General features: G+C 64.2%; 14 protein-coding genes. 5 read left to right on the forward strand and 9 right to left on the reverse strand.

Features of this window, described 5'->3' with window-relative positions; translation table 11 throughout:
• Nucleotides 1–38 precede the first annotated feature (38 nt).
• Both KU306_RS10870 and KU306_RS10875 read right to left on the reverse strand, forming a co-directional pair.
• Nucleotides 39–161: a hypothetical protein gene (locus KU306_RS10870; protein ID WP_007539617.1), complete on the reverse strand. Its 123-nt coding sequence runs from the start codon at nucleotides 159–161 to the stop codon at nucleotides 39–41.
• Nucleotides 162–219: 58 nt separating this feature from the next.
• The gene (locus KU306_RS10875; protein ID WP_258301928.1) at nucleotides 220–1416 is read right to left on the reverse strand and encodes a mechanosensitive ion channel family protein; all 1197 of its coding nucleotides are present in this window, start codon (nucleotides 1414–1416) and stop codon (nucleotides 220–222) included.
• A 183-nt stretch (nucleotides 1417–1599) separates the two neighbouring features.
• Between KU306_RS10875 and KU306_RS10880 the strand changes: the two genes are divergently transcribed.
• The 3 genes from KU306_RS10880 (at nucleotide 1600) to KU306_RS10890 (ending at nucleotide 3104) form a co-directional block, all read left to right on the forward strand.
• Nucleotides 1600–2094 (forward strand): metal-dependent hydrolase, encoded by a 495-nt coding sequence (locus KU306_RS10880; protein ID WP_007539622.1) that lies wholly within the window; start codon nucleotides 1600–1602, stop codon nucleotides 2092–2094.
• A 54-nt stretch (nucleotides 2095–2148) separates the two neighbouring features.
• Nucleotides 2149–2730: a peroxidase-related enzyme gene (locus KU306_RS10885; protein ID WP_007539624.1), complete on the forward strand. Its 582-nt coding sequence runs from the start codon at nucleotides 2149–2151 to the stop codon at nucleotides 2728–2730.
• A 179-nt stretch (nucleotides 2731–2909) separates the two neighbouring features.
• Nucleotides 2910–3104: a cold-shock protein gene (locus KU306_RS10890; protein WP_007539626.1), complete on the forward strand. Its 195-nt coding sequence runs from the start codon at nucleotides 2910–2912 to the stop codon at nucleotides 3102–3104.
• A gap of 135 nt (nucleotides 3105–3239) precedes the next feature.
• On the opposite strand, the gene KU306_RS10895 is transcribed toward KU306_RS10890, so the two are convergent.
• From KU306_RS10895 to KU306_RS10910, 4 genes are all read right to left on the reverse strand, one after another.
• The gene (locus KU306_RS10895) at nucleotides 3240–4742 is read right to left on the reverse strand and encodes a cryptochrome/photolyase family protein (RefSeq protein ID WP_258301929.1); all 1503 of its coding nucleotides are present in this window, start codon (nucleotides 4740–4742) and stop codon (nucleotides 3240–3242) included.
• Complete coding sequence (locus KU306_RS10900) at nucleotides 4739–5539, reverse strand: creatininase family protein (RefSeq protein WP_258301930.1); 801 nt, start codon at nucleotides 5537–5539, stop codon at nucleotides 4739–4741. The genes KU306_RS10895 and KU306_RS10900 overlap by 4 nt, the downstream gene beginning before the upstream one ends.
• A gap of 52 nt (nucleotides 5540–5591) precedes the next feature.
• Nucleotides 5592–7199 (reverse strand): acetate--CoA ligase, encoded by a 1608-nt coding sequence (locus KU306_RS10905; protein WP_258301931.1) that lies wholly within the window; start codon nucleotides 7197–7199, stop codon nucleotides 5592–5594.
• 66 nt (nucleotides 7200–7265) lie between these two features.
• Entirely contained in the window at nucleotides 7266–8387 is a 1122-nt protein-coding gene (locus KU306_RS10910; protein WP_258301932.1) for a DUF8173 domain-containing protein, read from the reverse strand.
• A 167-nt stretch (nucleotides 8388–8554) separates the two neighbouring features.
• Here KU306_RS10910 and KU306_RS10915 point away from each other — a divergent pair, with 167 nt between their 5' ends.
• The gene (locus KU306_RS10915; protein ID WP_258301933.1) at nucleotides 8555–9529 is read left to right on the forward strand and encodes an aldo/keto reductase; all 975 of its coding nucleotides are present in this window, start codon (nucleotides 8555–8557) and stop codon (nucleotides 9527–9529) included.
• Between the two features lie 100 nt (nucleotides 9530–9629).
• Entirely contained in the window at nucleotides 9630–10124 is a 495-nt protein-coding gene (locus KU306_RS10920; protein WP_007539637.1) for a hypothetical protein, read from the forward strand.
• Here the strand turns inward: KU306_RS10920 and KU306_RS10925 are convergent.
• The 3 genes from KU306_RS10925 to KU306_RS10935 are packed head-to-tail and all read right to left on the reverse strand — an operon-like array spanning nucleotide 10100 to nucleotide 13080.
• A complete protein-coding gene (locus KU306_RS10925; RefSeq protein WP_007539639.1) occupies nucleotides 10100–11299 on the reverse strand; it encodes an MFS transporter in 1200 nt (399 codons plus the stop codon). The two genes, KU306_RS10920 and KU306_RS10925, sit on opposite strands and share 25 nt — an antisense overlap.
• 57 nt (nucleotides 11300–11356) lie before the next feature.
• A complete protein-coding gene (locus tag KU306_RS10930; protein ID WP_258301934.1) occupies nucleotides 11357–12412 on the reverse strand; it encodes an iron transporter in 1056 nt (351 codons plus the stop codon).
• Complete coding sequence (locus tag KU306_RS10935) at nucleotides 12412–13080, reverse strand: SCO family protein (protein WP_258301935.1); 669 nt, start codon at nucleotides 13078–13080, stop codon at nucleotides 12412–12414. The genes KU306_RS10930 and KU306_RS10935 overlap by 1 nt, the downstream gene beginning before the upstream one ends.
• Nucleotides 13081–13126: the final 46 nt, after the last annotated feature.

Consider the following 13126-nt stretch of genomic DNA (forward strand, 5'->3'; position numbering starts at 1 on the left):
CTACAACGAAGTGTCTGGCATGCTTCGTTTTGTTTCTTTTACCCGCGTCCGAGTGCGACGATGACGAGATACCCGATAGCTCCTGCGACGAACAACAAGACCGGAATCGCAAAGGGACCGAATATCCCGATGAGCGTGTCGAGGGGTCCGAGTTGGAGCATATGCGACCAATGGATGGACGACGGTTAACGTTCTCGCCGGTCGTCTGGTCTCGTCTTCCTATTCGTCGTACGTGTCGTCGTCCATGAGGTCGTCGTACGTGTCGTCCTCGCCATCACTCTCGTCGAATTGGGTGTCTCGGTTGTGAGCGACGCCTCCGTTCGTTGCCTCGGCGGTTGCCGACTGCTGAGGGGTCGGTGCCCCGGACGACGAGTAGACGTGCACGTCGCGCTGCGGGAACGGAATCCCGATATCGGCGTCGTTCAGCCTCTTGTACATCGTTCGGTTGATGTTGTGGGTCGCCTTTGCGCGCTTGAGGGGGCTGTTGACCCAACAGAGGAGTTCGTATTCGAGCGCGTCCGGGCCGAACTGGCGGAAGCGCGCCCGGGGGCGCGGTGAGTCAAGGACCAGTGGTTCGTCGAGTGCGATGTCGACGAGCAGCTCTTCGAACTCGTCGATGTCGGTCCCGTAGGCGACGCCGATAGGGACTTTCACCCGGCGGCGACGGTTCGGAGCCGACTCGTTGATGATTTTCGCGGCGTTGAGCACCGAGTTCGGCACCGTGACGAGGAGTTCGTCGCGCGTGAGAAGCGTCGTCGAGCGAATCCCGACTTTGACGACGGTCCCCGCCTCGCCGGAGTCGAGGACGACGTAGTCACCAATCTTGTACGTGTCGTCGAAGTACAACGCGATGCCGCCGAAGAAGTTGGCGACGGTGTCTTTCGCGGCGAACCCGACCGCGATACCGGCGATTCCCGCCCCGGCGAAGAGGGGCGTAATCTCGATTCCCCAGAGGAACAACAGCGCGCCGATGGTCCCGATAGAGACGAGAAGCGTCCAGATGTTCGAAAAGACGGGCGCGAAGTCGAATCTGCTGCCTTTGTCTTTGACCGCTTCGACCAGTCGGTTGACGAGTCGGTTGAGCGCCCACGCCCAGACGAGGATACCGACCGAGACCGACGGCCGGCCGAAGAAGGTGTTGAGGTCCTCGGAACTCACCACGAGCGCGTCGGCGACCGCCGGCGTCTGGGCGAACAGATAGACACCCGTGAGCGAGACGGTGACGACGATTGGCCAGCGAAGTTCCTGTACGACGATGTTGTCGAGGCCCGTCTCGGTCCGTCGGGTGTACTGAAACAGTAGTCTGAGCACCACCGCCTCCATCACGAACGCGCCGACGATGGAGACGAGCACCACGAGTAGCGTCGCCTCTATCGCCGACAGGCCCGAGAGTAGTTCCGTGAGGTGCTGACTCATGCCGCGACAGTCGCGGCCGCGAGGGATAACGATTGCTCCGGTAACACTTCAGGTACCGACTGCTCCGGTGTCGCTTCGAGTACCGGCTGACCCGGTGTCGCTTCGAGTGCCGATTGCCCCCTCCGTCGGGCGCACGCGACCAGTCGAAAGGTTTTGTGTACCGCGTGGGCGAGGACACACCAGATGTACCGATTCGGTCACTGGGGCGTCTCGCTGCTCGTGTTCGCGCCGTTCGGGTTCGCGCTCGTGCAGACGGGACACCCGGAACTGGCGTTCGTGCTGGGTGCCGTGATGTGTTGGCTTGCGATGCTTCCCGACTACGACCACCGCGTTCCCGGCCTGTCGCACCGCGGCCCGACGCACACGATTCTCTTTGCCCTCCTCGTCGGGGGTGTCGGCGGCGGCGCTGCGAAACTGCTCGCATCGACCGGCGGCCTCGCCGACTCGGGCGCGACGACATTGACCGGCTTCGGGTTCGCCGCCGGCGCGCTCACGATTCTCGCACATCTCCTCGCCGACGCGCTCACCCCCGCGGGAATCCGCCCGTTTTGGCCACTCTCGTCGCGGAAGGTGACGCTCTCGCTGTGGACCGCCGACAACACCGTCGCCAACTACGGCCTCTTCGGACTCGGCGTGTTCGCGGTGGCAGCGACGGCCTATCTGTCGCTCGTCGTCTGATTCCGCCCCGAATTCTGAGGAATCGTTAAGGTCCGTCCGGGCGAGCACCGACCCATGGACGACGATGCGATGCGCCGATTCCCAGTCCCGGACCTCGACGACCTCCCGGAAGACCTCCGCGAGCGAATCGAAGAAGAGACCGAACGCGCGGGCTTTACGCCCAACGTCTTCGCCGGATTCGCTTACAAGCCGTCGCACTGGCGGGCCTTCTTCGACTATCACGACGCCCTCGTCGACGACACAACGCTCGAACGCCACGAAGTCGAGATGATTATCGTCGCCGTCTCGGGCGTCAATCACTGCTACTACTGCAACGTCGCCCACGGCGCGCTCCTGCGAATCTACGCGAAAGACCCGCTTCTCGCGGACCAACTCGTCGCCAACTACCGGACCGCAGACATCCCAGAGAAACACAAGACGATGCTCGACGTGGCGGTCAAACTCACCGAAAAGCCGGTCGAAGTCGGCGAAGACGACCTGCAGAAACTCCGCGACGCTGGTTTCTCCGAAGAAGAGGTGTGGGACATCGGTGCGGTCACCTCGTTCTTTAATCTGAGCAATCGCATGGCGATGTTCGCCGACATGCGCCCGAACGAGGAGTTCCACACGCTGGGTCGAGAACCGCACGACGATTAACTGCTGGTCGGGACCCGCGACGACTAACCGCCGAGAAGAGAGATTTCGACAAAAGACCGTTTTTCACCGATTCGAGCTGTTGTACCGCCTGTATAGAGCGTGAATGAGACTCCAACCCACACGAATTGTTATCAATCGGCGGAAACCTTATGGCTTCGACGAGCGACAAACGACACGAGATGGCGAAAGGTAAGGTAGCTTTCTTCAAGTCCTCCGGTGGATACGGATTCATCGAGTCAGACGACGCAGACGACGACGTGTTCTTCCACATGGAAGACATCGGCGGCCCGGACCTCGAGGAGGGACAGGAAGTGGAGTTCGACATCGAACAGGCTGACAAAGGCCCGCGGGCGGTCAACGTGAAGCGACTCTAAGTCTGCGAGCGATTCGACCAACGCGACGGGACAGACGAACAGACATTGCTATTTTGGACGCCCGAGCGACGGCACCGTCTCGCGGCGTGAGCCGAGGGGGTGGAATCGGACGCATGTCGCGTCAGCGAAGCCGACTCACAGTGTCCCGTCTCGACCCAGCTGTCGAACCGCGGCCGCTCGGGCGCGAATCGCGTCCCACTCCTCGTCGTCTTTCCGGTCCACGTGGGAGTACATCAGCCCCATGCGACCCGTTCCGCGGAGGACTGACTCGTGTTCCTTTAGGAAGTCCCAGTAGAGCGCGTTGAACGGACAGGCGTTCTCACCGGTCGTCTTCGACACGGCGTACTCGCAGTCCGCGCAGTAGTCGGACATCTTGTTCACGTAGTTGCCCGAGGAGGCGTACGGTTTCGACGAGAGCACGTCGGTGGCGAACGACCCCATTCCGACGACGTTCGGGGTCGTCACCCAGTCGTAGGCGTCGACGAACCCGAGGTGGAACCATCGGTCGAGTTCCTGCGGGTCGACACCGTAAATCAGAGCGAAGTTGGCGAGGACCATCAGGCGCTCGATGTGGTGGGCGTAGCCGTGGTCGTAGACGTGGCCGACTGCCTCCGAGAGACAGTTCATGTCCGTCTCGCCGGTCCAGTAGGCCTCCGGCAGCGACTCGGTCTGGTCGAGTTGGTTCGCCTGTGCTAACTCGGGCATCGACCGCCGGTAGACGTGGCGCATGAACTCCCGCCAGCCGACGACCTGCCGGACGAACCCCTCGACACTGTTGATGGGTGCGTCGCCGCGGCGGTAGGCGTCTTCGGCCGCGTCGACCACTTCTCTGGGTCCGAGGAGGCCGAGATTGATGGTCGCCGAGAGCAGCGAGTGACACAGCGCCCACTCCCCTTCGACCATCGCATCTTGATACGCGCCGAACTCGCGCAGTCTGACCTCGACGAAGTGGTCGAGCGCCGCTACCGCCTGCTCGCGGGTCACGGGCCAGACGAACGAGTCGTCGGCTATCGACCCCCACGCGTCCGGATATCGCTCGCGGACGAACGCGATGACTTCCCGCGTCACCTCGTCCGGTTCGAACCGCGGCACCTCGGGGGGAGACCAGTCGTCCGGCGGCGTCTCCCGATTCTCGTCGTCGTAGTTCCATTCGCCACCTGCGGGGTCGTTTCCGTCCATCAGAATGCCCGTCTCGCGGCGGACGTGTCGGTACCAGTTCTCTTGCCGGTAGGTGTCGGCGTCGCCGGCCCACGCGTCGAACTCGTCGGGCGTGGTGAGAAACAGGTCGTTCTCGACGAGCGTCAGCGACCCGCCGCGTTCGGCGACGAGTTCTCGGAGTCGCTCGCCCGCGCCGTGACTCGGCGGGTCCATCAGGACGAGGTCGGTTCCGGGTGCGGCGTCGTAGAACTGGTCGAGCCCCTCGCCGAACGTCTCGGCTTCGATGTACGTGACCTCGTAGCCGCGCTCGCGGAGTTCGTCCCGGAAGTGCCGCATCGCAGCGAACACGAGGACGAGCTTTTGGGGGTGGTACGGCAGGCGCTCGCCGAACCCGTGGGCCTCAATCATGAGCACGTGGTCGTCGTGCTGAAGCGGGACCGACTCGTGGGAGAGTTGGTCGCCGAGAATCCAGACGGTCATCGGTTGCGACGCGACCCCGGCTGTGGGTCGACGTGCGCGGGAGCCATCAGGTCGTCGAACGGTTGGTCGTCGAGCCACTCGACGAGCTGCACCAGTTGGTCGGTGGCCGCCTCGAACAGCTTGGCTCCAGCCTCGGGTGTCGCGGCCGTCTGGTCGCCGAAGACCCCGTTGTCGGAGTTCTCGATGGAATCGTAGAAGGTTCGCGCGCCGTGTTCGCGGTAGTCGCGTCCGGCGAACGTCCGCCGCCCGCCGTCACGAGCGTCTTCGAGGCGGTCTTCTCGGACGAGGTCGCGGGCGATGTGCATAATCATCGCCGTCTCTTTCGGGCCGCCGTGTGGGCCGAGGTGGTCGAACAGCTCTCGCACGAGGTCCGGTATCGACTCGTCCCACATCCACTCGATGGCGTACATGGTGCCGTCGTCGCGGAGTCGCCGCCCGACCTCCCGGAGGTGCTGGATGTTGCCGCCGTGGGCGTTGACGTACACGACGCGGTCGATACCGTGGTACGCGAGGTTCCGCGTCATCGACTCCACGTAGTCGCGGAACTGCGGCGCGTCGACCCACATCGTCCCGTGGAACTGCCGGTGGTGCGGACTGACGCCGACGTTCACGGTAGGCGTGCAGAGAAACCCAGTCCGGTCGGCGGCCTCGCGCGCCAACGCCTCGGCGATGAGGTGGTCGGTCGCAAGCGGCAGGTGTGGGCCGTGCTGCTCTGTCGACCCGAGCGGGACGAGCGCCAGCGACGACTCCGCGACGTACTCCCCGAGTTCCGGCCACGTCTGGTCGGCGACGTACATGGGTGTCACGACGGAGCGACAGGTAAAGAAAGTGAAGTGGCCAGCAGGTCGCCTATTCGCGCTCCTGCTCGCGGAGTTCGACGCGACGAATCTTCCCGGAGGAGGTCTTCGGGAGTTCCTCGACGAACTCGATTTCGCGCGGGTACTTGTACGGCGCAGTCTGTTCTTTCATGAACTCCTGGAGTTCGGTCACGAGGTCGTCGGAGCCGTCGAACCCGTCTGTCAGAACGACGTACGCCTTGACGATGTTGCCGCGTTCCTCGTGCGGGCTTCCGACCGCTGCGGCCTCGGCGACCGCTTCGTGCGACACGAGCGCGTCTTCGACCTCGAAGGGGCCGATGCGGTAGCCCGAGGAGATGATGATGTCGTCGGCGCGGCCTTCGAAGAAGAAGTAGCCGTCTTCGTCGCGGGAGGCGAGGTCGCCGGTGCGGTAGTAGTCACCCGAGAACGTCTGCTCGTCGAGATGTGGTTTCTCGTAGTAGCCGTCGAAGATGCCGGGACAGCCGACGGGAACCGCGATTTCGCCGATTTCGTCGACGCCGACTTCCTCGCCGTCCTCGTCGATGATGGTCGTTCCGAGGCCGGGCGTCGGCTTCCCCATGCTGCCGGGTTTCACGTCGATACCGGGGTAGTTCGTCAGGAGTGCGACTGTCTCGGTCTGGCCGTAGCCGTCGCGCGGGGTGATACCGAACGCGTCGCGGAACGCCTCGATGGGTTCGCGGTTGAGTGGTTCGCCAGCCGAGAGCACTTCTTTCAGGTCGAGGTCGTAGGAGGCGAGGTCGCGCTGGGCGAACATCCGATACTGGGTCGGCACGGCGCAGAGACGCGTGACGCCCTCGTCTTCCATGAGTTCGAGGAACGTGTCGGGTTCGAAGTCGCCGCGGTAGACGAACTGCGTCGCGCCGGTGGTCAGGCCCACACCGACCGGACTCCAGAACCACTTCGCCCAGCCGGTTCCGGTCGTCGCCCAGAGGAGTTCGTCCGAGAGGTCGTCGTCTGCGGTGACTCCCCACCAGTAGGGTGCGTTGACGAGTTCGAAACAGCGCATCCAACGGTGGCGATGACGAACCGGCTTTGGCTGGCCCGTCGTCCCCGAGGTGTAGTTGATAGACATCGGGTCTTCGGCGTTCAGCTCCGGGCCGTCGTGTTCGGTCGATTCGTCCGCGACGAGGCTGTCGAAGTCTGTCCAGCCCTCGGGCGCGCCGCCGAGCGAGATGAAGTTCTCCAGTGGCGTCTCGTCGCGCACCTCGTCGACCATCTCGACCAGTTCTTCGTGGACGACCGCCGTCGTCGCCTTGCAGTCGTTGGCGCGGAACTCGATGTCTTTCGGCTTGAGCATCGAGGAACTCGGCACGAGTAGTGCGCCGCGCTTCAGTGCGCCGAGTTGAATCGCGAACACGTCGGGGTCGCGCGGAAGCAGGTGAATGACGCGGTCGCCCTTGTCGACGCCAAGCGATTCGAGGGCGTTGGCGAATCGATTCATGTCGCGGCGAAGGTCTTCGTACGTCCGTTCTGTCCGCCCTCCCTCGTCGTCACGGAACTTCAGTGCGACACGGTCACCGAAAGAGTCGGCGTGCGATTCGATGACCGCAGGGATGTTGTACCCCTCCGGGATGTCCCACTCGAACGACTCCAACTCGTCTTCGTAATCGATTGCCATGTCTCACCAGACAGAGACATCCATAATAATTGTTCGTCCGGTATTTGGCGGGTGACCGCACCGCGGTCAGGCCATGGGTGTGCCTTCTTGCGGGCCTTCGTCCGTGGCGCTCATACCGTCGTCACCCTCGTCACCGGACTCACCGCGGATTGCGAGTGCGAACGCACCGAGCCCGACCAGCACGACGACGAACTCGACGATACCACCGAGCGGGACAAAGTCGAGTACGGCAAGGACGAACAGGCCGAGCGCGAGCGCCACCCAGCGATTCGCGTAGTCGGCGAGCGACAGGAGCCACGTCCCGAGGACGAGCGCCCCGTAGATGCTCGCCACCCAGAGCGCGAGGAGGAAGCCCACGCCTCCGGCGAACGAGAGCGGAATCCCGATAACCGTCAGCAGTAACAACAGCAGGACGATTGGTACTGCGACGACCAGGAGCAGTCCCGTTCCACCACTTCGGACGGCCTTCTTGGTTCCGAGGCCGGTCACGCGCTGGGCGAACTGCGGTGCGACGAGGACGACGATAGCCCCGAGGACGAGGTTGGCGAGGAGCCAGTAGCCAGAGAACACCCACTGCGGGATGACTGGTGCCTCGAACCCACCGTCTTGGAACGGAGCGCCGAAGATGGTCGGACCCGAGAATCCGATGTCGTCGACGCGAGTCGCTCCACCGGCGATAGCCGCGTCGGAGTCGATGGTCGCCGTCGCAGCATCGTATTCGAGTGCGCCGCCGATATCGGCGTTCGGACCGACGACGAGTTCCTCGGCACCCACACGCACGTCACCGGCGATGGTGCCGTCGATACGAACGTCGCCACCTGCGGCTTCCATCTCGCCGTCGACGACGGCGGAGTCACGAACCAGAATCGCGCCCGCGGCGATGCTCACGTCGTTGCCGACCATCCCTTCGATAGTGACGCTACCGGCGACGCCGTCGAGCGTGCCGCCAATCTCACCCGTTTCGGTCACGACGACACTCCCCGACGTGACCGAGACGTCTCCAGTTACTGTGCCCGCGATGACGACCGAGCCGCCGACTGCTTCGAGGTCACCCGTGTAGGTCTCACCCTCGTCGATGACCACGGCACCGCCGGCGGACGGTCCCTGTTGTGCGGTCGCCACTCCCGCGACGGACCCCAGTACGAGGACCGCGAGGAAGACGGCGACTAGTTGTCGTGTATTGAACATCGGAATCACCGAGGCTACGCCTCGGTTCGATGATACGAATGGAGACACCATAAACCAAATTCTCGGGACTCAAACCCCGAGAATCATCCACACTTCCTGACGGTCGGTCGTCCTCCGGAGATGCCGGTTCGTCCACCTTTTTGCCCGTTCCTCACGACACCGAGTGCATGGAGTACACGACGCTCGGGAACACCGGCATGGAAGTCTCGCGCATCTGTCTCGGCTGTATGAGCTTCGGCACGTCGGACTGGCGCGAGTGGGTCCTCGACGAGGAGGCGGGTCTCGAACTCGTCGACCGCGCTATCGACCTCGGAATCAACTTCTTCGACACCGCCAACATGTACTCCGACGGCGAGTCCGAACGCATCCTCGGGAAGGCACTGGAGGGCCGCCGCGACGAGATGGTCGTCGCCTCGAAGGTGTACTTCCAGATGGACGACGACGACCCGAACTCCGGCGGCCTCTCGCGGAAAGCCATCGAGCAGGAACTCGACAACTCGCTCGACCGACTCGGGATGGACACGCTCGACCTCCTGCAAATCCACCGCTGGGATGACGACACGCCCATCGAGACGACGATGCGCGCCCTCGACGACGCGATTCGCCGGGGGAAGACGCGGTACATCGGCGCGTCGTCGATGTGGGCACACCAGTTCGCAGAAGCGCAGTACACCGCCGACTCGCTCGGACTGGACCGCTTTGCGACCATGCAGAACCACTACAACCTGCTGTATCGCGAGGAAGAACGCGAGATGCTGCCCCTCTGTGAGAAACAGGGCGTGGGCGTCATGCCGTGGTCGCCGCTGGCTCGCGGGTACCTCACGCGCCCCCACGACGAATTCGACGCGACGACACGCGGCGAGACCGACGAACTCGCCAAGGGCCACCCGTACTTCGAAGGCAACGGCCGCGAAGTGAACGAGCGCGTGCAGGAACTCGCCGACGAGAAGGGCGTGAAGATGGCGCAAATCGCTCTCTCGTGGGTACTCCACAAGGACTGGGTCGATGCGCCCATCGTCGGCACGACGAGTATCGAACACCTCGAAGACGCCGTCGAAGCCCTCGACATCACCCTCTCGGACTCCGATATCGAGTACCTCGAAGAACCGTACCAGCCGGTTCGCGTCTCCGGCCACGACTGAGTCGGTTCCGCCGTCCGCGTTCGGCCCCGGCGTCCGCGTTTGGCCCCGACTCGGTCCCGAAGAGGGTAAGACACTTTGCGCCGTGCCGAGAGGGAAAGTCGTGCACAGCCGACTCGTCCGCGAGGTGCGTTCCGACGTGGGGACTGCCCTGTTCGTCACCGAGGTACTTCTCTCGGCAGTCGTCCTCGCGAGCGTCGGGCTGACGCTCGTCTCACCGCTCGTCCCCTCGATTCCGCTTTCTGACATCGGATTCTCGGCAGCGGCGGCCACCATCCTCGTTCTCACCGGCACCTCGCTGTTCGCGGCGTCCCGTCGAATCGTCCGGTTTCTCACCGGTCACGGCGGCGTCGAGATGGAGTCGTTCTGGCGGATGCTCGAACTGATGCTCGCGTTCTTCGTCGCCGGTATCGTCGCGTTCACCCTTCGACTCGGCGAGTTCTCGGTGACAGTTCCCCACCGCACCGGCAACGAGATTTTCGTCGGGCTCTTCTTCGCGTACGTCCTCGCGGGCGTCGGCCTCGCGGTCATCGTCTTTCTGCGGGCGACGTGGCGCGTCGTCGAAGCCGAGATTCAGTCGGCACTCGACAGCGTCTGAGCCGACTGCTCGGGGTCGAGTCGGCGGACCGCACGGAACGCGACGAGCGCGATTGCGACCTCCGCGAGTCCGACGACGAGAAACGACTCAAAGTAGCCGACCACTTCTGCGACGCTCCCGCCGATGATGAACCCGGCGAGGAATCCCAGACTGCCGAAGACGTTGAACCCGCCGAGTGCGGCCCCGCGCTCGCCCGGTTCGGCGAGGTCGGTGACGAGCGCCATCGTCGCGGGCGCGACCATCGCCCCGAAGACGCCGACGACGAGCATCGCGGCCGCGGCGGGGAGGAGTGTCGGTGCGACGCCGACACCGACGATAGAGAGGCCGAACAGCACCGACCCGCCGACGACCGGGATGAACCGGCCGATTCGGTCCGAGAGCGCGCCCATCGGGTACTGCAAGAGGGCGAACGGGACGAAAAAGAGCGCGAGAATCCCGCCCGCGAGGGCGGCGTCGACGCCGAACTCCTGGCGGAAGTAGAAGACGCCGACGAGCGAGAAGAACCCGGCCGTCATCCGGTCGATAAAGCCGAAGGCGAAGGGGATTCCGAAGACGGGCTTCGCCGCGAGACGGCGCAGAATCGTTCCGAACTTGACCCGTGTGGTGTCGGGAGCGCGGTCGGTGACGGTCGTGACGAGAATCGCGACCGCGACGAGGACGGCCGCGGCGGCGTACAGCGGTGCAAGCGGGTCGAACGTCGAAAGCCGACCGCCCACGACGGAGCCGAGTGCAGCGCCCAGTCCGATGGCGATACCGGCCGCACCCATGTTTCGACCGTTACCGCCAGTGAGGTCTGCGAGCATCGTGATTGCCAGCGAGAACGCGCCGATGGTCATCGCCCCGCCGACGAGACGGACGCCGAGCGCGACGACGAACGGCGCACCAAGACTCGGTAGCGTGGCGAGCGTGAGATAGCTCGCTGCACCGCCGAGTGCGCCGGCGACGATGAGCGGCGTGCGTCTGCCGAGCGTGTCGGACAGGGCACCCCAGAGGCTCGCGAACGCGACGAACGCGGCGAACTCGGCGACCAGAAAGAGCATCCCACCGGTGAGGTCACCCTTACCACCGAGCGCCGTGACGAGGTCGGCGACGCCCGGATAGAGGAACACCTGCGAGACGAGCACGCCCCAGACGGCGAGCGCGAGCGCCAGTCGGTCACGACGCGTCACTTCCATACCGGGAGGGTCGTCCTCGGCGAAAATAGACCTGTCTACGTGGGACGACGGGAGAGGCTACGACAAGGTGGTCGTGTCGAACTCCAAGAAGGCCGTTTCGTACCCTTCGTGACGGGCGACCTGCGGTGGCACGTCCACCGAGAGTTCGATGTCGTCTTCGGGCGAGAGTTCGGGAACGGTCGCGCCGTAGTGGAACCCGAGTTCAGGGTCGAGTCCGGGTTCGAGGTCGCCATCGAATCGGACGTGCCCCCCGCCGGAGACAGTCGCAGAGAGACCGGTTCGCGGGACGACCAGCTTGTTGTACGGCGTCTGCGCCGAGACAGCGAGGTAGGCGTCGTCGCCGAACCGAGGCTCCGAGAGAGAAGTCCCGACCAGACGGAGGTCGCTTGCGACCCCGCTTCCGAGTGGGTCTCCGGGTAGCGGCTCAGGGGCGCGCCCGAGCGGCGTCGTCTCCATCTGCATCGGCTTGGCTGCACCGCGGTCGCCTTCTTTCTCGTCGAGCCGAGTGAATGGGATGTCGTTTCTTTCTCGGGCACTGAACTCGAAGTCGAGACGCGCGGCCGCGGCGGATTGGAACTTCCCGTCCAACTCGCCGAACAGGTTCAGCGTCGCCGCCCCGACGCTGACGCGGACCTCGTAGGTCCCGTCGCCGTCGAGTCCGAAGTTCGCGCCGTAGTGAAAGCCCATCTGTTGGGAGAGCATCGAGTAGATGACCTCCTCGCCCACGAGCGAGCCGTCCTGAAAGAGTTCGACCGATAGCCCGGTATCGGGGACGACGACGCCCGTTTCGGGGTCCCAGACCGTCGCCATGAGGTGGACATCGTCGCTTCGGGCGGGACGAGTCAGGTCGGTTCCGAAGTCGCCGTCTTCGTCGTCCAACACCCAGAAGCGATGCGGGTAGCCGTAGAAGACCCCCACGCGGTAGTCGCCCGCGTCGGCGGTGCCGACCATCTTCATCCCCTCGACGTGGGTCGGGATGTACGGTTCGGCGGGGCGATTCGACAGCACCGGCGGTTCGTTCGACGTGTAGATACGTCCGAGTTCCGCCAGACACCCGGAGAGTCCGAACGTTGCGGCAGTCCCTGTGGCCGCGAGGAACCGACGCCGTCGCATCACGCCTCCCGAAGCGCAGTCAGGTCGTCGATGAGCGTCTGTTCGTCCGGTTCGTTCCCGCGGTAGGTGCGCTCGACGTAGCCGTCACCGTTGACGAGCATGACGAGACCGAGGTGGGTGAACATGTAGTTCCCGTCTTCCATCGGTTCGTTCTGCTCGAAGAAGACGCCGAACTGCTCTTCGACGACCGACTTCGTCTCGGCTTCGTCTTCGGCGCGGAGGAAGTGCCAGTTGCCAGCGTCCATGTCGACGTTCATCTCGTCTGCTTCCTTGCGGAAGGCGGCCGCGTCGTCGCGTGCGGGGTCGAACGTAATCGGGTAGAAGCCGACCTTGTCGGCGTAGCCTTCGGAGACGGAGTGAATCTGAACCTCGCGAAGGGCGCTGATGAGGACCGGACAGACGGTCATGCAGTTGGTGAAAAAGAACGTGTGGAAGTGCGGCACGTCGATGTCGCGGACGGCCACGTCGGTCCCACTGAGTGGGTCTCGGAGCGTGACGTCAGGAACCTGCTGTCCCCACGCGGGGTACGGGAGTTGCTCGCTCGTCACGTCGTTTTCGCGGTCGGGTTTCGAAAGCGAGACGTTCGGGTTTCCGCCGCCGCCCAGACAGCCGGCGAGCCCGATTGCCGCACCAGTGCCCACGGTGCGGAGGTAGGTTCGTCGATTCATTACCGACGTTATCGGTCCGAGAGCTAAATGCCGTTTGGTGTGCGTT

Source organism: Haloferax larsenii (assembly GCF_024730625.1).
GTDB classification, from domain to species: Archaea; Halobacteriota; Halobacteria; order Halobacteriales; family Haloferacaceae; genus Haloferax; species Haloferax larsenii.